Source organism: Mucilaginibacter sp. P4_A11 (assembly GCF_056402535.1).
The window spans coordinates 496,453-519,329 of sequence record NZ_JBFUHE010000002.1 but is presented as its reverse complement, the minus strand read 5'-3'; the positions used below and the strand labels follow the sequence as shown (position 1 = coordinate 519,329).

Here is a 22,877-nt window from a genome sequence, read left to right as displayed (position 1 = left end):
CTGAATATAAACAGTTGGATATTGTCATAGCGCAGGCAAAACAAGCCAATGCAAAATCTCAAAAAGAATTGAACGCTTTGATGGCGGACGGGAAAAAGGCACATCCATAGCAGACTGGTAAGTTATAAACATGCTACTGCAAACGACCTCGCTTGTGGAAATCATGCTAAGTTATGCAAGCTCTTGTTGTTGAGTATTTAAATCCAGTAGACTCTGAAAGAAAGATGACATATGCCTACCGTCATGCCGAATTTATTTCGGCACCCCATAGGACAGGTGGCCGCTTTGCTTAGCATGGCCGCTTAGCGAGTGGGGTGCTGAAACAAGTTCAGCATGACTTTGATTTTTATTATGTCATGGGTAGGCACGAAGCATCTTCTTCGCTTTGTATAGCAGCCATGCTTGTTGAAGAAGATCCTTCGTGCCTCAGGATGACAGTTTTTTTAATTATGTCATGGCTGCAATCCGGCGATATTGTTGAGATGGAAGTTATCGGCTTAGGCTTGTTAAATAATACTATTTTAAAGAACAAACCAAATGGGGCGATACCGGCTCAAAGAAAATAGCTGTCAGGCTGATTAAGCTTTAAATAAAAATTTGAATGAAGTTAAGAACCATTGATGCATCATCGTTGACACCGGCCGAAATGCAGGCTTATTTGCACTATGCCATTGCACCCCGGCCAATATGCTTTGTATCCACTATCAGCAAAAATGGCGAGGTTAATTTAAGTCCGTTTAGTTTTTTTAATGTTTTTAGTATCAATCCACCAATATGCGTTTTTTCGCCGACAAGCAGGGCGAGGGATAATACCACTAAACACACGCTTGAAAACGTTTTGGAAGTACCTGAATGTGTGATCAATATTGTGAACTACGATATGGTGCAACAGACCTATTTAACCAGTATGGATTACAAAAAAGGGGTTAATGAATTTTCGAAAGCGGGGTTTACTGAATTGGCTTCGGAGACGGTAAAGCCGCCAAGGGTAGCGGAATCGACCGTTCAATTGGAATGTATGGTGAATGATGTAATATCGTTAGGAAAAAACGGTGGCGCGGGTAATTTGGTTATTGCCGAGGTGAAACGGATTCATATCAACGAAGCTATTTTGGATGCTAATGATAAAATAGATCCGCATAAAATAGACCTGGTGGCCCGTTTAGGCGGCGACTGGTATTGCAGGGTAACCAGCGATAATTTATTTAAAATTTCCAAACCACCAGGCAGTGCCGGAATAGGTATCGGCGTAGATGCTTTCCCAAAAGAGGTTAAATACTCCAAAGTATTAACCGGGAATAATCTGGGGGTATTGGGGCTTGTAGAAACGCTACCATCCGACGAGGAGGTAAAAGCGTTTGGCCGAACCGATGAAATGAAAGAATTGGTTGATGCTACCATCAGTGAAAGCCGCACCCTGCATCTGCATTTAAAAGCCAAACAACTGTTAGATAACGGCCGGGTAATGGATGCCTGGAAAGTGTTATTGATGTAGTTTATTTAGGCCTTGCAAGGTTGCGGTAGCTTTTATTAATGCTGTATGTGCTACCGCAAGCGTCTTCTTAACCGGCCTTTAACTGGCGCGAGTATGCAGCGCTGGGTTGTGGGCAGAGTACTCGTGACTTTTTCCATTTATAAGTATATTTAACTAATAAATGAGTACCAAATATAAATTCAGAAAACAAGAACAATTATATTTTATAAGTTTTTCGGTAGTTAATTGGATTGATCTTTTTATACGCACCGAATACAAGCAAATTATACTTGATAGTTGGAAATATTGTCAGCTTCATAAAGGGCTTGAAATTTATGGCTGGTGTATTATGACAAGTCATATTCATATGATAATTGGAAGTGAGGGGGAGAAGCTTGAAAATATAATGCGCGACATGAAAAAGCATACATCTTTGGCATTAAAAGCTGCAATTAAGCAGCATCCGGGAGAAAGCAGACGGGAATGGATTTTGTGGATGATGGATCAGGCAGGGAAGAAAAATAGTCAAAATATTGAGTTTCAGTTATGGCAACAGGATAATCATCCAATTGAGCTTTACGATAACAAAATATTAAATCAAAAGCTTGATTACACACACAACAATCCAGTGGTGGCTGGTTTTGTTGAAAAACCAGAAGATTATCTTTATAGCAGCGCGAAGGATTATGCCGGTATGCCCGGTTTAATCGATGTTATCTTGGTTAGTCCGGTGGTGCTATAATTGAGGCTCATTCGTTTACAAAGTCACGAGTACACCACGCTTTTAGCCTGCGCTGCATACTCGCGCCAGTTGGGAGAGGATTCATTTATCGGTCGCCTTTTGGAATAATTTTAGTTATAAATGCCCAAAGTAATTTGTTATTCAGCAATCTCCCTTCATAATAAAAATGACCAAATTGATCAAAGCAATATTTTATCGTTGATCCTGAATAATTGAAAATTATTTTACCACGAACATCTATCGATCTGTATTCTTTCTCTCTCGTAAATAGCTTCGTGGTTATTAACGAATTTAATTTAGCTAATTCAGGTTTACTGGTCAATAACTTGTATTTCCGTGTGTCCAGAAAGGAATATTCAAATTGGTCACAGTTAACGGCAACAACGCTTTCTGTCGAAAAAGATTCCCATTCGACCTTAACAGAGCGCAATGGACTTTTTTGGGCAAAAGCATTATTTGCAAGTGTTGAAATTGAAATAATAAGGAACATCCAAATTGCCTTCATGAAAAAGTTTTGGGTTATGTGTTGTTATCTATTGCTTTTTACCTTGAGTTATACCGACAACTATGCCATTCACGGTGCCGGGGGGCAAATCAACCCCGCCACAGTCCTCACCTCCACAAAATCATCTCCTTCCAAATCCTTGCAATTCACATGCGTATCGGTACAGATCAGCTTTTTAATAGCCCCGCAAGCTTTTAATTTCCCAATACCATCATTCACAAAAAGGCCGTGCGTGGTGATCACATAAATATCCCAGGCACCGGCATTTTTGTAGGTTAAAGCTGCGTTTACAATACTGCCGCCTGAGCGGATCATATCGTCATAAATGATCACCGTTTTCCCGGCTACATCGGCGTTGATGGCGCTTACTTCGGTATGGTCGCCTTTTAGGCGGCGTTTGAGGATGAATGCGGCATTTACGCCCATGTCGTTGGCTAATGATTCTACCCATTTAGCCCTGCCTGCATCGGTGCTGGCCATTACAAAATTGTCGCCGCCGTAGCGGGTGGCTGCTTCTATCACAATATCCTTGCAGTATACGTGTACAGGGTACAGGTCCTGCTCAAAATAGTACTGGATGCCTTCGCTATGCAGGTCGAACAGCATTACCTTGTTGCCCCGGTTTGATTTAGGTATGGCCGAGAGCAGGCGGGCGCGGGTTTTGGCGGTTACAATTTCGCCGGGTTTAACGGCGCGTTCCATGGTGCTATAACCAAAGTAGGGGATCACCAGTGTAAGCGAATCGGCCCCGTAACTCACCAGTGATGAAGCAAGATCATAAAGTTCGAGCGTTGCGCTGTCGTTCACTGTTCCACCGATCAGTAATACCTCGCGGCCTTCCACGTTGGAGAGGATGCGTTGATAGCGTTCGCCGTCGGTAAAGTAGCTTACTTCAATTTCTCCGCGTTCACAATGACCAAGGGCAAGCACTTTCTCGGCGAGGTATTCATAACCGGTTATGGCAAAAAGTAGTTTCTTCATTATTTAAGAGCTTAAAGCAGAATGTATAAAGCACAAAGCTTTTTTGTTAATGTGATTTATTGGTGCTGCAAGGTATTAATTACCTGTTCAAAGGTAAATTCTTTAACAATATGGCCGTTTTCGAAAACGGTTTGGAGCTGGTCGGTCAGTTCGGGTTGTTCGTTCTGGTGAATGGTTTTATATCCTTCGTCGGTTTTTACCAGTTTAAGCCTGCCTCCTTTGCTCTTTTTAAAGCTTGAGGTAATATTGCCGTTGACATCCATTTCGGTTGGGTGTTTTTCAACGGCTATTTCTTTTCCATCAATTACCGCGCTGCTGCATTTCAGGGCAAATTTCTGGGTGTCACGGTCAACCTTTTGCAGCAATGCACCGCCCATGCCCAGCACCAGGTTTTCGGCGCTGATACCGTTTTCTTTGAGGGCTTTGTAAATCACGCCGATCTCGGTATAGTTAACCCCATCACCCTGGATCACCCTTACCTGCGGAGGCAGCACTTTATACCCTTTAGCATTGGTAGTAAAGCCGAATTTATCAAACAGGATCTTAAAGATCTCTAACAGGGTCATTACCGGGTCGCCGCTGTCCGGGCGGATCACCAGGGTGCCGTCGCGTTTCAGGATCTCTTCTTTCAGGTCTTCACCCCAGTATTCGCTGCAGGCGCGGAAAATGTTAAAGCTATCGCTCACACAAGCAATAACGCCGGTAGGGAAGCTGCGCAGTACGTGTTTAAATACCTCCAGTTCGCCTTCCTGCCCAAGCAGGGTGCAAATACTATGCTCAGTAGCCGGAATGCTCAGGCCATGTACTTTTTGCGCATGATAGTATTTAATAGCCATGCCTGAACCCGCAAGGTTATCGCTGCCTGCAAAGCTAAGCAGGTGGGCCGCCCCACCCAGTTTGGCACTCTCCACGCTGCTCACCCCGCGGAAACCAAAATCATTCAGCACAAAACCAATCCCGCCGAAAGCTTCGGGCGTGGCGGTTTCTTCATAGTATTGGGTAACCACTTTTTTAACCTCGTGGCTCAGTGTGGCTACAGTGCAGGGGTACCAAACCTGCATCAGCAAGGTTTCGAGGAAGTTGGTGAGCCAGTAACATTCAGGATCGGTGTTTTCGATGGTCATGAGCACGTTGTCGGTGGGTACGCTGGTACCTTCGGCCACGGCTTTGATGCGTACCGGCAGGTGACCGTTGTATTTATCCAGTATGTACTGAAATTTGCTGCAATCAAACACATCATTGCGGCCAAATACCTGTTTCAGAAATTCGTCGGCTTCATCCAGGTCAACCTGGTTAAAGGCAGGCCCCTGCATGTATTCCTTCAAAATATATTGCAGACCGAAAAAAACGGTTTCGTTGAACATGCCACCGCGGCTTTCCAGGTAACTGTAAATATTGGTTGTGCCGGGGTAGTAAAATTTATGGTGGGCGTATTTATATGCGTCGGCTAAAAGAATCAGATTTTCCCTTTTCATGGCTTTAGTTTTTTAGGTATTTGCCGGTGATGAAATTAAACAATTCAATGTGTTCTTCGCTAATAGAGCCATCTTTTATCATTAAAGGCAGGTCGGTAAGTTTAAACCAGGCCAGGTCGGCAATATCATCCTGGGCCTTTGGCTCACCGCCGATAAAATCACAGCTAAACAGCAGGGTAATGATCTTATCTGCCTCGCTGCGGTAGCGCCAGTCGTTTATTTTGGCCGATGTTTCATACTGCATGGCGGTGGTTTGCATTTCACCGCATTCTTCGGCAAGCTCGCGTTCGGCGGCATCTTCGTAACAGCCATCTTCCGGATCAGAGAAACCGCCTACAAAACGCCATTTATTGTTGATGGCCTTTTTGCCTAACAGGATCTCGCTGCGGTTATTCCTGAACAGGGCAACATCCACAGTAGGGTATACCTTGGGATATTGGTTATAATAAGCATACAGGATCCCTGCACGAAAATCATTGGAGTCGAAAACCTTATCGGCATATTGTTTGCGCAGTTCGGTGGCGTTATAGTCGCCATGCTCGGGCAGTTCGATAGTTTCAAATTTGCCGCTGTAGTAGGGGATAAAGCTATCGCGACTGCCATACAGGCAAAACTGTTCGGCATTGAAAACACTTTTCAGCAGATTGTCCAGATTATCCGACCAAATCTTATCACTCGGATTATCGCTGATGGGCAGTACCACAATTTCAGGATAATCTTTTTTGATCATTTTTTCACGCGTGTAATAGTCGTAAGGGTTTTTGCGACTGCCTTTTATGGGGCTAACACCCAGTAATATAATCAGTTTGGCATGATTTTGCTTAACCTGTGCTATCAGTTGCCTGTGACCCTCATGCAGGTACGGCGTTTGAAAGCGTGCTATAATTACTCCTGTTTTCATCTTGGTTTTGCGTTAATTATACGCAAATATAAATATGTGTTTTTAATACGCAAATTATTTTTGATTTTTTTTGGGAGATCTTTTATAAACTTGTTATACTGAGTGCTTAAATCCTCTGACTCTGACGCGAAATGGCAAAAGAGGGCCGGTCACCCTGAGCTTATCGAAGGGTCGCGCGCAGAGGCCCCGCTCACCATGCTTCGATAAGCTCAGCATGACACCCATTTTTAACTTGTCATGCTGAGGCACGAAGCATCTTCTTCGCCCTGTATAGCGGCTCTGTAACTTGAAGAGGATTCTTCGCTATCGCTCAGAATGACAAAAAATAAAAGAATGTGAAAATGGAGTTGGCTTATTATATCTCGAAACTAATACCCTCTTTTTGCAGCTGGTAATACTTTTCTTCATTGAAACGGAAAAGGTTACCCGGGCGACCGGCGCCTTCGAGGGCTTGTTTTTCGGTGGTTTCTTCCAGGAAGCCGTATTTGGTGATCTTCTTTTTAAAGTTACGGCGGTCGATAGGGCGGTCGAGTACTGAGAGGTAGAGTTTCTCGAGCTCGGAGAAGGGGAACTTTTCTTCAAGCAGCTCAAAGCCTACGGGCTGATAAAGCATTTTGCTTTTCAGGCGCTCGCGTGCCACGCTGATAATGGTAGTATGATCAAACGCGAGGGCGGGAAGCTTTTTGATATTAAACCAGTTTACATCACTGGCGTCGGTAGCGGCTTTAACAACAAAGGCATCCGGCCGTACAAGGCCGTAATATGTTATGGAGATCACCCGGTTTCGTGGATCGCGCCCCGGCTGGCCGAAGCTGTATAATTGTTCCAGGTAAGTAATGTTAACGCCGGTTTCCTCCCGTAACTCGCGCTGAATAGCTTCCTCTAACGATTCATAATCAGCCACTAAACCACCCGGCAATGCCCAGCTGTTTTTAAAAGGTTCGATATTGCGTTTGATGAGTAGTACGGACAGGCCCTCCTTCGAGGTATATCCAAATACTACCGCATCAACGGCAACCTTTATATTTTGGGTGACTGGCATAATACAAAGGTATGGATTAACATTCCCCAGCCCAAATACTTGTTTTTAAAACCAACGTGTTATATTAGCTTATTGGTAGGGCAAAATATAGCGCTGCCCGTACCTTTTACCTTAACCAGATCAATGCGTTTAAAACAAAAGTTACCTGTTAGCTACCTGCTTTTCACTTTTAACGGACGGATATCACGCGGTGTTTACTGGACCGCCGCCATATTTTACTGGTGCACGTTTTATATATTATATAATGCCCTGCTGTTTGGCATTGGTGCAGGGGCAACCTTTGTGCTTTATCCGCTTTTATTTTGGATCATCATAGCAACCTCAACCAAGCGCCTGCATGACAGGGGGCGTTCAGGATATTGGTTGCTGGCTGTTCTTGTACCTGTTTTTGGTCCGCTGTGGCTTATTTATTTGCTCGGCTTCAGAAAGGGGAGCCCTGAAGGTAATTATTATGGCACGGTGCCGGGCGTAGCTGCCGACTATCTTAAGAACGATAATGGCCGGGAAATTCCACACTTAAAAACTGAAGAGCGCATTATTGATGATGTTACGCGCCTCAACCCCATATTGGTTTCAAAAATATTACGGCCCAAATCAGTTGAGGAGTTGTGCCAGATGGTAAAGGACACCAAGGGGACTATCTCCATAGGGGGAGGCCGCTTTAGTATGGGCGGACAAACCGCGAGCGCGCAAAGTGTACATATTGATATGCGCGGCATGAACCGGGTGCTTGATTATTCAACAGAACAAAAGCTGATAACAGTTGAAGCAGGCATGCGCTGGTGTGATATTCAGCAGCATATTGATGCCGACGATCTGAGTGTTAAGATCATGCAAACCTATGCCAATTTTACTGTGGGCGGTGCGTTAAGCGTAAATGCACATGGGCGCTATATGGGTATGGGACCAGTTGTGCTTTCGGTACGATCTATTGATGTTGTTTTGGCCGATGGCTCGCTGGTACATGCTTCTCTTACCGAAAACAAAGATGTGTTTTTTGGGGCGATAGGGGGATACAACGCCATAGGAATTATTGCGCAAGCCCAGCTTGAGCTGGCCGATAACCTCGCTATAAAAAGGATCGATAAAAAAATGCGGGTTGAAGATTATAAAACCTATTTCTTCAAAAACATCAGGGAAAATCCAAAAGCTGTATTTCACAATGGCGATATCTATCCGCCTAAGTACAAAAGATTGCGTTCGGTTACCTGGCTGGAAACGGATGAGAAACCTACGGTTAAGACCAGGCTGATGCCGCTTAAAGAATCATACCCGCTTGAGCGGTATTTTTTATGGTCGTTTACGGAAACGCCGCTGGGCAAATGGCGGCGCGAGTTCATTATTGATCCCTTGCTGTTCCGTGGTAAAAAAATCCATTGGCGTAATTACGAAGCGGGTTACGATGTAGCCGAACTGGAACCCCGTTCACGTACCGATAGTACTTATGTGCTATTGGAGTATTTTGTACCCGTGCAGCGCTTTGAAGAATTTGAAGCTGCCATGGCCGAAATCTTTATCCGCTTTAATGTGAACGTGCTTAACGTTTCCATCAGGCATGCCAAAGCCGATCCGGGTACTTATATGGCCTGGGCGCGTGAGGAGGTTTTTGCTTTTGTAGTATACTATAAACAACATACTGACGAGGCCTCGAAACATGCCGTAGCCGTATGGACGCGTGAATTGGCCGAAGCTGTAATAGCCGTTAACGGGGCTTATTACCTGCCTTACCAGGTGCACCCAACCGCCAGCCAATTTCATAAAGCATACCCTAATGCTCAAAAACTATTCGACCTGAAAGCTAAGCTCGACCCGCAAAACAGGTTCAGGAATACGTTATGGGATACCTATTACAAACCTTTAAAAATGCAAAACAATGGCTAATACCGCATCGGCATTTAAAGCCGTGTTTAACGATACCAAATGGAGCGACGATTTTTACCGCTTTTTACAAGTGATATTTCATTTATATCCCGAGGATAAATTTCACCAGCTTATTAGGCAGGAAACAGCAGTAAACAATACCGATGAGGAGATATACAAGGCTGTACAGGGCAAGCTTTCAACTATAAAGCCCTTCCTTTCGGAGCTTACCTACGCTTTGCCCGCCCTTAAAAAGCAGAAAAAGGAAATAGCCCGGCAAACGCTCGGCCTGCTTGGTGAGAGGAAACAGATTGACGGTTATTTGGAGATAGGCTCAACAGGCCGGTATATCAGCCAGTTAAGAAAAGAAATAAAAGTTACCGGTCCTGTTTACCTCATTAATGATCTCGCCCCAACCAATTCGCCGGGAGATATTATGGAGCGGGGACAATTGGGTAAGCTGGGTACATTTATAGATATTAATGGATATGAACCTATAAGCGCAATTGCCGAAAATAGCGTGGATGTTGTAACCTGTTACATAGGCTTGCACCATTGCCCTGTAGCCAGGCTTGATGGTTTTGTAGCGTCGATATACCGTATCCTGAGACCGGGAGGTTCGTTTATTATCAGGGATCATGATGTTAAGTCGGCAGAGATGGCGACGTTTGTTTCGCTGGTGCATACTGTTTTTAACGTGGGGCTTAATGAAACCCTCGACTTTGAAAAAAAGGATTTCAAGAACTTTAAGTCGGTCGATGAATGGGCAACCATAATATCAAAAGCCGGGTTTAAGGATGCCGGTAAACGGATCCTCCAGGACAAAGACCCGTCAGATAATACTTTAATGCTATTTACAAAATAAACCCACATGCGCAGGCTCAGGATCTTAACCCTTATTTCGGTAGCACTTGCTGTTATTGTGTTCAATATCAAAAACAGGAAGCCATCAACCATTCCCGCCGGGAAGGGGCTGCTGGTGGATAAGGCCTGGCTTGCCGGCAATGCTCATCCGCTTACGCCGCAAAAAGATGTGCGACCGCCAGATCAAACATTTCTCACTTTCCCCGAGTGGTTCCTGGTTTTTAGTCCGGCAGAGCAAGCGGCTTATTTTAAAACGCATACCTCCACCACTTTTCCGTATATGAAGCATGTTGATCAGATGTGGGGAAGCTATGGTGTGGTTTACGATCAAATAAAAGGCAATTACCCGTTTAACACAGGTTATCATGTTATGATCATGGTTATTGCAGGCAGCACAACCGTTGAGTATAGCATCAAATCGTTTTATGAAACTATTGTGGGAAGCGTAACTGATACTTCGCCCGGAGCCGACATGACCGATGAGGATAAATTTAACGCTGCTTATGAACAAAGCTATGTTAAGTTCATTGAAGACCTGCCCTGGTATCAATATGATTTTAATCATCAGCTTAAAACGTTATGGACTGGAACAGGGCTTGCGGGGCCGCATATATTGCGTAAGCTTGAGCGCCGATATTACCTCACTACCGAACTCCTGATAAAAAGCGGTTACGGCTGGCTTATTGGTTTAGGTACGCAATCTGCTTATGGTACAGCTCTATTGAACACTAAAGTTGTTTTTAATAAGATACCAGAGGGAGCTGCTTTACCGGGAGCGGTAAAACTGGCAAACGGTATGCTCATGGCCGATTTACCCCGTTATGCGCGGTTCAATACCGAGGCATCAAGGCTGGCCTCATCAGGTTTTAATTTCGAAGAGATTACGGGTAATAAAGGCGCCATTATGCTTACAATGCTAACCGGTAAATCGCTAAATAGCAGCGATGATTTTAAGCTGTTATTTACCCAACCCATTATAACCACACCAGGCATCAACAGAATAGCATTGGTTACTACAGTTGGTAATTTGAGCAGTTTGTTAAGGCAATTGCAGGCTCAGCATATTATCGTTGAGCATATTTATGATTATTGAGATTGATGATACTTCTCAATCTAACAAAACCAGTGTGTCAAATACCATTTCCCTTTGTTTTATTACCGAATCAAGTTTGTTGTAGTTTTTTAGATGTGAAGTGTTGAAGAAAATATCACTTGTGTTTTGGTGGTAAATTTCCATGATCTTCCGGGCAATGGCTGTGTCTTTCTTTTGCTCATAGCTTTTACACAGGCAATGTGCCAACCTGTTTTCTGCCACACGGTTTACGTACTCATCCGTTCCTGCCTCTTTGGTAAGATAGTAATATTTTACAGTGCAATTCTTGAATGATACAGCATGCTCTGATCGTCTGTCTTCATAGTTATATAGGTTGTAAATGGCAACGCCTGATAATATCAGCAGTATTACAACTAATATCCATTTTCTCTCACCCATTACGATTTTAGTCATGGCTTATATTTTATTATTTATACCCCGACATAGAAAAGGTAACCTGTTATTAAGGTTTAGGTAATATTTTATTTTTATAATAATATCTTTATATGATGAGATATACAGCCTGATCTCTAACCACAAACCTCTAATCTCACACTTCAATCATTCATTTCGTTCATTATCGATTCATCGTTCACTTTGTTCATAACCGTTCATTATCTGTATAAAACGGCTTTTGTGAGTTAACTTTCGGTCAAATTAGTAGCACATAAATTTTGCCCTGATCATTGAGCTGCTTATTATTTCTACTTATGGAAAGATAGCTTTATCATGATTATTGGCATTTTAATAAAATGTTGATATGGATAAATTGGACCTTTTAGCTGACAAGCTCGATTTTGTTTACAAAAAGGAGGAAGCCCCCGGCGATGTCCGAAGCCTCGTCGCCATCTGCCTTAATTACTGGTACCTTTTCTGCCTTGGTATAGTAGTATGCGTTGTTGCTACTTTTATATACATCCAGTACGAGCCAAGCAAATGGAATATCTCCAGCAAAATTATTGTTGAGGACGAAAAAAACTCGCCTACCAAGGCCCTTACCAACGGTGTAAATTCTGATCTGGCTTCATTGTTCGATATCAAGAGCAATGCCGATAATGAAGTTAAGGTACTTAAATCGCGCAGCCTGATTAAAAGGGTGGTTTACCTGCTCGATCTTAATATCCACATTTATGATAATAACGGCTTCCGCAAAGCCGAGGTGTTTGACGACAGCCCCTTTAAGGTTAATATAGGCTACAAAACCGATAAGTTGGTATTGGCTAATTATACTTTAGAGGTGCTGAACAGCAGTACATTCAGGTTGGTAAATGATAAAGAGTCGGAGGGTATTACCGGTACTTTTGATAAACCGGTAAGCTTACGCCAGTATAACTTAACCTTCCTCAAAACGCAATACTTTAAACCCGAAGGTGAATACAAGATCAGGATCCAAACCCCTAAACAAATTGAAAAAGAGCTGGATGAAAACCTGGGCGTTGGTTTGGATGACAAGCAGGCCACTGTTATTGACCTAAACCTGAGCTACAATAACCCGGAACGCGGGCGTGTGATACTCCAAAAGCTGATGGACGTTTATCTGCAAAATAACCTGGCCAACAAGATCCGGATTGCCGATAGTACCATGAAGTTTATTGATAAACGCCTGGTAGTTGTTGGTGCCGAACTGGGCAAGGTTGAAAAGAACCTGGAGCAGTACAAAGTAAAAAACAAGATCTCGGATATCAACGCGCAGTCAAAAGCACTGATAGAAGGTGCAAACTCCTATCAGAGTAAGCTGAACGATAACGAAGTTCAGCTTGCCATAGCTAATGATCTTTATAAATATGTAAACGATGCCGGTAACCCGCAGGTAGTGCCAAGTTCTTTAATTACCAAGGATATGGCTTTCGGCACCGCTATAAACGGCTATAATGAAATGCTGCTGCGCAAGGAACAACTGAGGATGACGCTTACCGATAACAGCGTGATCATCAAAAATCTTGATCAGCAAATTGAACTGGCCCGCCTGGCGTTGGTAACCAGTCTCAGCAATTACCGCAACAGTTTGCAGGTATCACAATCGGCATTTAAAAAACAAAACGCCACCATTGAAGATAAAATTACAAACGCACCGGTAAAAGAGCGCATCTATTTGGATTATGCACGTGAGCAAAGCCTTAAACAGGACCTATACCTGTTCTTGCTGCAAAAACGTGAGGAAACGGCTATATCGCAAACAGCAACACTTTCCAGCTGCCGTATTTTAGATGACGCCGATGCCGACGAAAAGCCTTTCGCACCTAAAAAATCACTGTTGTATCTTATTGGCGCAATTGCCGGGATCTGTATCCCGGCAGCTGGGCTGAGTGTTAAAGAGTTGCTGAACACCCGCATCAACACTAAGGCCGATATCGATAAACATACCAGCGTGCCTTTATTTGGCGAGATAAGCCGCGGCGATAAGCGTTCAAAATCATTGGTTTATAACGACGCCCGCTCAACGGTGGCCGAAGAGATCAGGGCGCTGCGTACCAGTTTAAAGTACGTTACCGATAATAAAAAAGGATCGAATGTGATCATGTTTACCTCAAGTATGAGCGGTGAGGGTAAATCATTCATTTCGCTTAATCTGGGCAATTCTATAGCGCTTACAGGCAAAAAAGTGGTATTGCTTGAGCTTGATCTGCGTAAGCCTAAACTGCTCAAAAACATAGGCGGTATGAAGGATGATTATGGCTTCACAAACTATGTAATATCGCCCGAAGGCTGCGTCGACTGTCTTGTTAAGCCATTTGAAAGTAATCCCAATTTTTTCTACATATCATCAGGCCCGGTGCCGCCTAATCCTGCCGAACTGCTGATGGACGACAGGCTTAAAACCCTAATCAATGACCTGAAGAAAAAGTTTGATTACGTGATCATCGATACTGCGCCGGTAGGCCTGGTATCTGACGCACTCATCATTGAAGAGTTTGTTGATATTACTTTTTACGTGGTGCGGCAAAATTATACGCTCAAAACACAGCTGGGTATTGTAAATGATCTGCATCGCACCAAAAAAGCCAAGCACATGTACCTGATAGTGAATGATATTGAAATGCGTACCAATACCATTACAGGCTACGGACACGGCTATGGCAGTTACGGCTACGGATCGCCTGATGAAGATAGCAGCAGTAAGGTAGCTGACTGGCTCCGGAAAATAAAAATGAACGTTTGGTAAAATAAGATTCTTCTTAATCTGCTTTAAATCCCCCTAAACCCCATTTTATGTTGCAGGTATTAACAGTTGGTATTAGCCGTTTTTTTAACAAAGGACACGAACGCTCGGTAAGGGCGCGGAAGAATATTTTCCGCTCAATAGTGTTGAAAGGGGGCAGCGTAGTTATTACGCTGGTCATGATCCCGCTTACCATCAGGTACGTGAACCCTACCCAGTATGGTATCTGGCTTACCTTAAGCTCGCTGATAACCTGGGCTGCCTTGTTTGATATGGGCCTGGGTAATGGCCTCAAGAATAAACTGGCGCAGGCCATAGCCCTTAACGAGCCCGAAAAGGGCCGGGTTTACATCAGCTCAACTTACGCCATTATGAGTGTTATCGGGCTGCTCATGTTCGCGGTTTTCTACTTTGTTAATCCTTATATCAAATGGACAAGCATTTTAAATGTACCTGATGACGGCAGCGGCTATCTGAATAAAATTGTACTCATCATCTTCGGCTTCTTTTGCTTTCAGTTTGTGGTACAGCTCATTAATACCGTGCTGGCTGCCAACCAGGAGCCGGCTAAAACAGCACAGCTAAATCTTGTTGGTCAGGTGCTTTCGCTGCTGGCCATATTAATATTGATGAAATTGGTGCCGGGTTCATTAACCTGGCTGGTGATGGTGATGGCGGGTGTGCCTTTGTTAGTAATGCTTGGGGGAAGTATGCTAATATTTAAAGGCGATTACAGGTTACTGGCACCCGCCATCAGCGTAGTAAATTTAAAAAGCGCGAAGCAAATGCTTGGCGTTGGGAGTACGTTTTTTATCATCCAGATCTGCGCCCTGGTGATGTACGAGTCGGATAATATTGTTATAACACAGCTGTTTGGCCCTAAGGAGGTTACTACATTCAATATCGCCTACAAATTGTTTTCGGTAGTGCTGATGTTTTTTGTAGTGGTGATAACTCCTTTCTGGAGCGCATTCACAGAGGCCTATACTAAAAACGAGTACGAGTGGATCAAAAATGCGCTTACTAAAATAAACAAGCTTTGGCTTGGCCTCAGTTTGTGTACAGTGGCGCTCACAGCGCTGTCGCCCTGGTTGTATGACGTGTGGGTAGGTAAAAGCATTTCGGTGCCGCTGAGCCTTTCTATAGCCATGTGTATTTATATCATAACGCTGATATGGCAGGCTATCCACGTGCAGTTCCTCAATGGCATAGGTAAAATAAAACTACAGCTGTACCTGGGGATAGCTACATCAGTAATTAATATTCCGCTATCTATCTTTTTGGGCAAGCTCATCGGTGTGGCAGGCATTCCGCTTGCAAATGCCATCATTTTTGTGGTGATGGGTATTGTTTTCTCAAGCCAGACCAACCGCATTATTAACCGTACGGCAACCGGGGTATTTAACAAATAAGGAGATCAGTAACATGACACCAGGTTATATCATCAGGAAATTTTACAGGGCGTTAAGGGTGATCTACTTTAAGTCGGCCCGAAGCTATTCGCATGTGGTAACTACGTTTAAATTCTGGTTGAACAACGTTAGCTATCATAAAGATTTCACCGGTTATGGCATCCCTATCCTTGATGTTAACTTGAAAGGGAAGTTCAGCATCGGCAAAAAATTCTGGTTTAACAGCGGTAAATATCATGCCATGGGTGGCCGGCAGCAGCAATGCTATTTTGTGGTTGCAGCCGGCGGTGAGCTAAGTATTGGCGACCATGTAGGTTGCACGTCGGTAGCCTTCATTTGCCATGATAAAATTAAGATAGGCAACCATGTAAAAATAGGTATCAATACAGTGATCTATGATACCGATTTTCATTCACTGTACGCCGAAGCCCRTAATGACATTCCCGAACGCCTGGATGGATTGCGAACTAAGCCGGTAATCATTAAAGACGGGGCTTTTATAGGCGGTCATACTACTATTCTCAAGGGGGTAACCATTGGTAAAAACTCAATAGTAGGGGCAGGTTCGGTAGTTTTTCAGAGTATCCCCGACGAGCAGATCTGGGCCGGGAACCCCGCGGTTTATATACGTGATACTTATAAAATGGAGTTGGAAACATGCAGCAGGTAAATCAAACTGTATACGCCCTTTTATTTTTGGTGATGGTGCTGGCATCGTTCTTCCACATGCAGGCGCCTGTGCTTGGGCTGGCTGTGCTTATTATTTTGCCCCCTGTAAAACACCAGTTTGCAGCTATCAAAATGGCCGGGGTATTTGCTGTTTTATTTATACCTGCCATGCTGGGCTTAATTGCCGGTTATCAAAACAGCACTTACTTAATCTTTAAAGATTTTTATTATTTCTCGATACCGATATTATTCACGCTTGCAGGTATTATGCTGGCAAGGCGCATTGATGTTGAATTGTTTCTGAAAACGGTTGTGATAGCCGGTGTGCTGGTTTCTATCCTTGTTACAGGTATTTCTATATCATACATGGGGGTAGGGGCTTTAACCGATCCATATTCGGCCCATTACGCTATTGGTATTGTGGGCACGCCTGCGCCACCGATAGCATTTGCCTGTTTATTGTTTACCTGGAAGTTTGATGTCAGGCTGTTTAACCGCAATTTGTTCAGGCTGTTTTTAGGTATCAATGGCTTCGGTATTTACATGTTTGCTTCGCGTACCTATCTTATTATTACCCTGTGTTTCGTGCTACTGCTAATTGCCGACAAGATAAAGCGGGTATGGATCTTCCCGGTGATATTTTTGTTGGGGCTGTTTGTTATCGTGGTCCCTTTTATTACAGTAAGTTTAAGTTCGGACAGTACATTCCTAAACAAGATCATGGGCTCATTTAATGAGGTGAGCGTGGGTAATTTCAATACCGAACAGGATATCAATCTTCGTTACCGTGGCTATGAATCATTCATGGCTTTTAAAGGCTATCTAGACGGTGGCTTGCGCGATTGGGTATTTGGTGGCCTGGGCAAGCTTATCGATTTAAAAACATTCGTACACCTTGGCGAGGACGCCGATTTTCAATATATCCCGGTTTTGCATAATGGTTGGCTTTATATCCTGGTAAAAACGGGAGCTGTTGGCGTATTGGTTTATCTGAGCATTTTTTTCGGCCTAATCGTAACCAAATGGCGCTCATATGCCGATGTGCAGGGCAAGCCAGTCATTCGCATTTTTTCGGCCTTTATTATTGGTTGCGTACTGAGTTTGCTGCTTACCAATTATATCGTAACTGCCTTTTTTAATATGGAAATGAGCATAGTTATGGTATTACTTGGTTACAGCTACCTGAACGTACATGTGCTGATGCACAAATTAAAGATCAGGCAGCAGGTTGCAGAATTTCAATTGGCAGGTTTAAATATTTAATAAAGATAGGATATGGAGCAAATTTACAAACCGCAAAAAGTAACCATCATCACGGTTGTTTATAACGCTGTAAATACCATTGAAGGTACCATACAAAGCGTTATCAATCAAACTTACAGGAACTTAGAATATATCATTGTTGATGGTGGTTCCACGGATGGTACGCTGCAGATCATCGAAAAATATCGCAGCCGGATACACCGCTTTATAAGTGAGACTGATAAGGGCATTGGCGATGGATTTAACAAGGGGATCTCGATGGCCGGTGGCGAGTGGATAGGCATGATCAATGCCGACGACTGGTACGCTGAGGATGCCGTGGAGAATATGATGCTCAATATATCAAAGGATGATTTTGTGTGCTGCGGTAATATCAGGCTCATAGGCGGCAATGGCACCGAGCGTGACAAAAAGAGCAAGGTTGGCTGGCTTAATTTCGGGATGTACATTATGCATCCAAGCTGTTTTGTACGGAGGAGTGTGTATCTCAACGTGGGGAACTATGATATCGGGCTAAGTATAGCAATGGACTTTGATATGTTTTTACGGATTAAAAGATTTGGGTACAGCATAAAATATATCAACAAAGTAATTGCCTACATGCGTACCGATGGCGTGAGTAACGATACAGCTAAAATGCACCGTGAAGAGCTAAAGGTAATGCGCAGGCACCTTCGCGGGTTTGATTATCTGTTATCGTACCTGTTTAATTATCTGAACCGGTTACGCTGGCGTTTTTTCTATAAAGATCCGTTCAGGAAACCAATGACTTTACAAGCATAGCACATGAATAAAAATATACTTATATCGGCTTATGCAATATCGCCCAGTAAAGGTTCAGAATATGGCGCGGCCTGGAATACGGTCATGAACCTTTCTACGCGGCACAAATTATGGGTGCTTTACGGCATGTCTGACGATCATATGGGCGACACGCAAACCATGCGCAGGTATTTGTCAGAAAATGAAGTTACCAATGTAAGTTTCATTGAAGTACAGCCTGGTTTTTTTGCCCGGACCATTAACCTGCTTAATAAAGCGGGCCTGGGTTGGTTCTTTTACTTCGCCTATTATTTATGGCAGAAGGAGGCATACAAGGCTGCTCAAAAACTATTAGAAACTGTTGATATTGATGTGGTACATCAGCTTGGCCCTATAGGCTACCGCGAACCTGGTTTTTTATACAAATTGGGTAAACCGACAGTATGGGGGCCAATAGGAGGGATGATGGTTATTGATGAACGCTTAATGCGGAATAAACCATTGGTCACACGGGTTAAATTCACGCTTAAAAATATCATTAACAGGGTACAACTCGGCTACTCGGCACGCATAAAGAAAGCTTTTGAACAAGCCGATGTACTGATCTCGGCAACTAAAACCGGGCAGCAAACTATCTCAAACAGGTTTGGCCGTGATAGTTATTACCTGTCTGAACAGGGTATTATCGGCGAAATATCATTGAACGAAACAAAGTTTGAAAGTCATATAGTGAAATTGGTATGGTGCGGTACCCATATTGAGCGGAAAAACCTCCAGCTATGTCTTGATGCTTTGGCTCATGTAGAAAATGAAAACTGGCAGCTTGACGTGCTGGGAACAGGACCGCTTACCGGCAAATTGAAGCAATACGCCGCCCAATTGGGTTTACAGGATAAAATTATATGGCATGGGCACCTAAACCGTACCGAAGCCATGAGTATGATGGCAGCATCTCATCTGCACATCATTACAAGCATAGCGGAGGATAACCCTGCCGTGGTTTTTGAAGCCATGAGCTGCGGTGTTCCTTCGCTTACTATTGATCATCATGGTATGGGCGATGTAATATGCAGTAAATGTGGTATTAAAGTACAGGTTGATGAATACCCGGCAATGGTGAAAAGCATAGCTGCAAGCCTGAGCGAGTTGCTTGTAAAGCCCCAATTGTTAAAAGCTCTGGCGCAAACCACAATTGCCTATGCCGCCGCTTTTAAGTGGGATAAACGGTTGGATACACTGGATGATATTTATACAAAAGCCATGAGGTTGCACGAGYAGAGTGCCGCTTACCTGGTAGCAAATGAAAACTTAATTGTTTTATAATATGAGTAACCGGGACTTGAAAATACGGGTTGGAATAGATGCAAAGTGGTATTTTGACGGTCCGCCGAGCGGCCACATGGTGGTTAAAAACCTGGTAGATGAAATTATTCGCGCCGATGATGACCGTTTTGAACTATGCCTTTTCCTGGTTAGTAAAAACAAGGCCAGGGCCCAGGCCTATTTTCCGACACATGTAAAACTCATCTTTTTGCCGGGTATCCCCAATTTGTTATCAAACCTGTTTCTTGTTCCGTTAATGACCTGGTTGTATAATATTGAAGTAGTACTGTTTCAGAATTTTGGCAGTGCATGGCCAACCGGAGCTTTAAAAATAGCTTATATACATGACGTGCTATTTCTTGATTATCCGCAATATTATACCAAAACGGAGGTATCATACTTTAAACAGATGATCCGTTTTGCGGCTAAGGCCGATCAGATCATTACCATATCCAATTGCGAAAAAGAACGTATGCTGAAGCATGGTGTAAATGCCCCACTGGGGATCAATGTAGTTTATCACGGAATTAACAAAGCTTTTAAATCGCTTCATGCTTATAACGAAAATGATATTACAGCCCTTGAAGCGAAATACAATCTGCCAAAAACTTATCTGCTTTATGTTGGGAGGATAAATATTCGTAAAAACCTTACCGGCCTGGTTAGGGCGTTGAACCAGTTGAGAAATTTTGATCTGAAGCTGGTTATAGCCGGAGAACGCGGTAGTTATCCTGAACTTGATGAATACATAACCTCAAAACAGCTTGGGGAATGTATCATTTTTACCGGGCATGTACCGGAGGCCGATCTGCATTTACTTTATGCGCGGGCCAAGGTTTTTTGCTTCCCGTCATACGCAGAGGGTTTTGGTTTGCCCCCGCTTGAGGCCATGCAATGCGGCGTTCCGGTGGTGGTTTCAGACAGAACGGCTATGCCCGAAGTTTGCGGAAATGCAGCACTTTATGCCAATCCTGATGATGAAAGTGAAATTGCTCTTGAAATTGAATTGCTTTTAACCAACCCGGTTTTGTACGATGAAAAAGTAAACCAGGGCATTGCCCAGGCACGAAAATTTTCATGGACAAAAGCCGCAAACGAAATATTAACCTTAATTACTGAGGCTTATGCTGGTAGAGAAAATTATTCGGAAGCTCAAGCGCAACCCCGATTATAAATGGGAAAGCAAGTATACCTTCAGAGACATGGGGGTAATATTATCGGGCAGGTTTGGCCAGATAATGCGGGGCGGATATACCCGCCTGTTTTTAAAACATGTTGAAGGCCTGCTTTTTATAGGTCGGAATGTTAAAATAAGGCATGCTTACCTTTTTTCGGCCGGTAAAAACCTGATCATCGAGGATAATGTATTCATCAATGCGCTTTCATATGATGGCATAATGGTAAAAGATAATGTATCCATCGCCCGCAATTGTACCCTGGTAGGCACCGGAATTATATCGCAAAAAGGTAAAGGCATAAGTATAGGTAATAACACGGGTATCAATGCCGGCGCTTACCTCGGCGGACAAGGCGGTATCGAAATTGGGGATAATGTGATCATTGGTCCGGGGGTACAGGTGTTTTCTGAAAATCATAATTTCTCGGATCTTAACTTAAATATTAAAGATCAGGGAGTATCACGTGATGGGGTGATCATCAAAAACGATTGCTGGATAGGGGCCGGGGCTATCATTTTAGCCGGGGTGACTATAGGTAACGGCTGTGTGATCGCTGCCGGGAGCGTGGTAACCCGGTCGGTTGATAATGATTCGGTAGTGGCCGGTGTGCCGGGAAAAGTTTTGAAAAACCGTAAGGTGATCAGTGTAGGTAAGGTGGCTTAGAACTATAAAAGAATTTCGATTCAAGATGAATATAACCGAACAAAATATAATGCATGTATCAACAGACGAAGCGCCGGCTGTTGTGGCAACGCCGTTTGAAAAATTAAAAGGTTCTTTTATTTATATGATCTGTGGTGTGATCGGTTACCTGCCTTTTCATACCCTACGGATCTTTTGTCTGCGTATTCTGAAAGCAAAAGTGGGTCAGCGTACCGGTATTTATAGAGGATTTGAAATTAGGCGGCCACGGCTTTTAACCATCGGGAATAGTTCGGTTATTGGTCACGGGGCATTGCTCGATGCCCGTTGCGGTTTAACCATCGGTGATAATGTTAACCTAAGCAACGAGGTGATGATCTGGACTTTACATCATGATTATAACGATAGTAATTTTGCGCAAACCGGTGCCCCGGTTACTATTGGAAACTATGCCTGGATCTGCTCGCGGGCAATAATTTTACCGGGTGTTACTATTGGCGAAGGAGCGGTAGTCGCTGCCGGCGCTGTAGTTACCCGGGATGTTGCACCATATACGGTAGTAGGCGGGATCCCCGCTAAACCTATAGCTAAAAGGAACGAACAGCTGAATTATGATTTGGGCGATGCTATTTTGCCAATTATCTGATGATCAATATTTCCAGGTAATATTTTCTTTGAGCACCCGCATCGGGTTACCGCCAAAAATACTTTTCTCTCCAACCAGTTTTTTAGTAACTAATGATCCGGCTGCAATGATACTTCCGTTTGGTAAGTTGGCCCCCTTTAAAATAGTACAGCGGCAGCCCACCCAAACATTATCGCCTATAATAACCTCTTTGGGGTGATTAAAAACCTGCCCGTTTTCATCAAAAATATGATGGAAATCAGTATCCATTACCAGGCTTTCCCAGCTAATGCCGCTATTGTTGCCAATGGTTATTTTCTTTTCGGCTACTATGGCGCACTCGGTGCTCATGTTAAAGTTTTCGCCAAAAGTGAGCTGACCGTTTTCGCCAACATTTATTTTACAGCCGTGCATAATGAAGGCGCGGCCGTTAAAAACTACTTCTCCAAAAACCTGCCAAACACCGCGGGCCCTTTTAAAATCAGAGATCCCTACTTTACCGTAGCCAATTTGTATCAATGCAGTTTTGATAGGGCCGTTTATGGTGATCTTTCCCTTGGTTTCGTGAAGATAAATGTTGTTTGAAATTAAAACCGGCAGCTTTATGGCTGTTTTAAACGGAAAGTATTTGAAATTAAAAATAATGGTTTTCAGGTTGACACGCGAAAGCAGTTTTAGTGTTTTGCTCATTTATTAAATAAGGTTAAATGGCTGTGAACTTATTTAAATATACATACTTATTTCTCAATCTCCCGCCCCGCCCCTCTGGTTAAAAATCAGCACCCCGGAGCTTTGGTTTGCAGAGGGCTAAAGATACATAAAATGTCTGTTAAATAATAACTTTATAATAGTATTATTATGGATTTATTATTTTATTGCTGTTTGTTTTGTTCACATCTGTTCATC

At 43.4% G+C, this 22,877-nt stretch carries 21 protein-coding genes and 1 pseudogene; 15 read left to right on the top strand and 7 right to left on the bottom strand.

Annotation, left to right across the window (positions count from 1 at the left end; genetic code table 11):
• The first annotated feature begins 356 nt into the window (after window positions 1-356).
• From AC1DUD_RS06095 to AC1DUD_RS06085, 3 genes are all read left to right on the top strand, one after another.
• Window positions 357-566, top strand: coding sequence for a hypothetical protein (locus AC1DUD_RS06095; protein ID WP_477372631.1), 210 nt, complete (start codon window positions 357-359; stop codon window positions 564-566).
• A 35-nt stretch (window positions 567-601) separates the two neighbouring features.
• On the top strand, window positions 602-1,495 hold the full coding sequence (locus AC1DUD_RS06090; protein ID WP_477372629.1) for a flavin reductase family protein: 894 nt from the start codon (window positions 602-604) through the stop codon (window positions 1,493-1,495).
• 160 nt (window positions 1,496-1,655) lie between these two features.
• Window positions 1,656-2,216, top strand: a complete 561-nt coding sequence (locus AC1DUD_RS06085; protein WP_477372627.1) for an REP-associated tyrosine transposase — start codon at window positions 1,656-1,658, stop codon at window positions 2,214-2,216.
• Between the two features lie 85 nt (window positions 2,217-2,301).
• On the opposite strand, the gene AC1DUD_RS06080 is transcribed toward AC1DUD_RS06085, so the two are convergent.
• The 5 genes from AC1DUD_RS06080 to AC1DUD_RS06060 form a co-directional block, all read right to left on the bottom strand.
• On the bottom strand, window positions 2,302-2,721 hold the full coding sequence (locus AC1DUD_RS06080; RefSeq protein WP_477372625.1) for a hypothetical protein: 420 nt from the start codon (window positions 2,719-2,721) through the stop codon (window positions 2,302-2,304).
• 69 nt (window positions 2,722-2,790) lie between these two features.
• On the bottom strand, window positions 2,791-3,702 hold the full coding sequence (locus AC1DUD_RS06075) for a ribose-phosphate diphosphokinase (RefSeq protein ID WP_477372623.1): 912 nt from the start codon (window positions 3,700-3,702) through the stop codon (window positions 2,791-2,793).
• A 56-nt stretch (window positions 3,703-3,758) separates the two neighbouring features.
• Window positions 3,759-5,177: a nicotinate phosphoribosyltransferase gene (locus tag AC1DUD_RS06070; RefSeq protein WP_477372621.1), complete on the bottom strand. Its 1,419-nt coding sequence runs from the start codon at window positions 5,175-5,177 to the stop codon at window positions 3,759-3,761.
• Window positions 5,178-5,181: 4 nt separating this feature from the next.
• Complete coding sequence (locus AC1DUD_RS06065; protein ID WP_477372619.1) at window positions 5,182-6,078, bottom strand: NUDIX domain-containing protein; 897 nt, start codon at window positions 6,076-6,078, stop codon at window positions 5,182-5,184.
• Window positions 6,079-6,433: 355 nt separating this feature from the next.
• On the bottom strand, window positions 6,434-7,120 hold the full coding sequence (locus tag AC1DUD_RS06060; protein WP_477372617.1) for an NUDIX hydrolase: 687 nt from the start codon (window positions 7,118-7,120) through the stop codon (window positions 6,434-6,436).
• Between the two features lie 123 nt (window positions 7,121-7,243).
• On the opposite strand from AC1DUD_RS06060, the gene AC1DUD_RS06055 reads away from it, so the two are divergent.
• Genes AC1DUD_RS06055 through AC1DUD_RS06045 form a run of 3 tightly spaced genes read left to right on the top strand, consistent with a single transcriptional unit; the run spans window position 7,244 to window position 10,937 of the window.
• Window positions 7,244-9,001, top strand: a complete 1,758-nt coding sequence (locus AC1DUD_RS06055) for an FAD-binding protein (protein WP_477372615.1) — start codon at window positions 7,244-7,246, stop codon at window positions 8,999-9,001.
• Complete coding sequence (locus AC1DUD_RS06050; RefSeq protein WP_477372613.1) at window positions 8,994-9,845, top strand: methyltransferase domain-containing protein; 852 nt, start codon at window positions 8,994-8,996, stop codon at window positions 9,843-9,845. The genes AC1DUD_RS06055 and AC1DUD_RS06050 overlap by 8 nt, the downstream gene beginning before the upstream one ends.
• A 6-nt stretch (window positions 9,846-9,851) precedes the next feature.
• Complete coding sequence (locus AC1DUD_RS06045; protein ID WP_477372611.1) at window positions 9,852-10,937, top strand: hypothetical protein; 1,086 nt, start codon at window positions 9,852-9,854, stop codon at window positions 10,935-10,937.
• 15 nt (window positions 10,938-10,952) lie between these two features.
• Here AC1DUD_RS06045 and AC1DUD_RS06040 read toward each other — a convergent pair whose 3' ends face one another.
• Entirely contained in the window at window positions 10,953-11,351 is a 399-nt protein-coding gene (locus tag AC1DUD_RS06040; RefSeq protein ID WP_477372609.1) for a hypothetical protein, read from the bottom strand.
• Between the two features lie 346 nt (window positions 11,352-11,697).
• On the opposite strand from AC1DUD_RS06040, the gene AC1DUD_RS06035 reads away from it, so the two are divergent.
• The 9 genes and pseudogenes from AC1DUD_RS06035 to AC1DUD_RS05995 all read left to right on the top strand — a co-directional run.
• Complete coding sequence (locus tag AC1DUD_RS06035) at window positions 11,698-14,100, top strand: GumC family protein (RefSeq protein ID WP_477372607.1); 2,403 nt, start codon at window positions 11,698-11,700, stop codon at window positions 14,098-14,100.
• A 47-nt stretch (window positions 14,101-14,147) separates the two neighbouring features.
• Entirely contained in the window at window positions 14,148-15,509 is a 1,362-nt protein-coding gene (locus tag AC1DUD_RS06030) for a lipopolysaccharide biosynthesis protein (protein ID WP_477372605.1), read from the top strand.
• Window positions 15,510-15,522: 13 nt separating this feature from the next.
• A complete protein-coding gene (locus AC1DUD_RS06025) occupies window positions 15,523-16,179 on the top strand; it encodes an acyltransferase (protein ID WP_477372603.1) in 657 nt (218 codons plus the stop codon).
• Window positions 16,167-17,441, top strand: a complete 1,275-nt coding sequence (locus AC1DUD_RS06020; RefSeq protein ID WP_477372601.1) for a hypothetical protein — start codon at window positions 16,167-16,169, stop codon at window positions 17,439-17,441. Before AC1DUD_RS06025 ends, AC1DUD_RS06020 begins: the two co-directional genes overlap by 13 nt.
• Before the next feature lie 12 nt (window positions 17,442-17,453).
• Entirely contained in the window at window positions 17,454-18,224 is a 771-nt protein-coding gene (locus AC1DUD_RS06015) for a glycosyltransferase family 2 protein (protein ID WP_477372599.1), read from the top strand.
• A 3-nt stretch (window positions 18,225-18,227) separates the two neighbouring features.
• Window positions 18,228-19,526 (top strand): glycosyltransferase family 4 protein, encoded by a 1,299-nt coding sequence (locus AC1DUD_RS06010; RefSeq protein ID WP_477372597.1) that lies wholly within the window; start codon window positions 18,228-18,230, stop codon window positions 19,524-19,526.
• Window position 19,527: 1 nt separating this feature from the next.
• The gene (locus AC1DUD_RS06005) at window positions 19,528-20,700 is read left to right on the top strand and encodes a glycosyltransferase family 4 protein (RefSeq protein WP_477372595.1); all 1,173 of its coding nucleotides are present in this window, start codon (window positions 19,528-19,530) and stop codon (window positions 20,698-20,700) included.
• A complete protein-coding gene (locus AC1DUD_RS06000) occupies window positions 20,651-21,367 on the top strand; it encodes an acyltransferase (RefSeq protein ID WP_330858678.1) in 717 nt (238 codons plus the stop codon). The genes AC1DUD_RS06005 and AC1DUD_RS06000 overlap by 50 nt, the downstream gene beginning before the upstream one ends.
• A gap of 415 nt (window positions 21,368-21,782) precedes the next feature.
• Window positions 21,783-21,992: pseudogene (locus tag AC1DUD_RS05995) on the top strand (DapH/DapD/GlmU-related protein); the annotation flags it as partial.
• Window positions 21,993-21,995: 3 nt separating this feature from the next.
• On the opposite strand, the gene AC1DUD_RS05990 reads toward AC1DUD_RS05995, so the two are convergent.
• Window positions 21,996-22,661, bottom strand: coding sequence for an acyltransferase (locus AC1DUD_RS05990; protein ID WP_477372592.1), 666 nt, complete (start codon window positions 22,659-22,661; stop codon window positions 21,996-21,998).
• Window positions 22,662-22,877 lie beyond the last annotated feature (216 nt).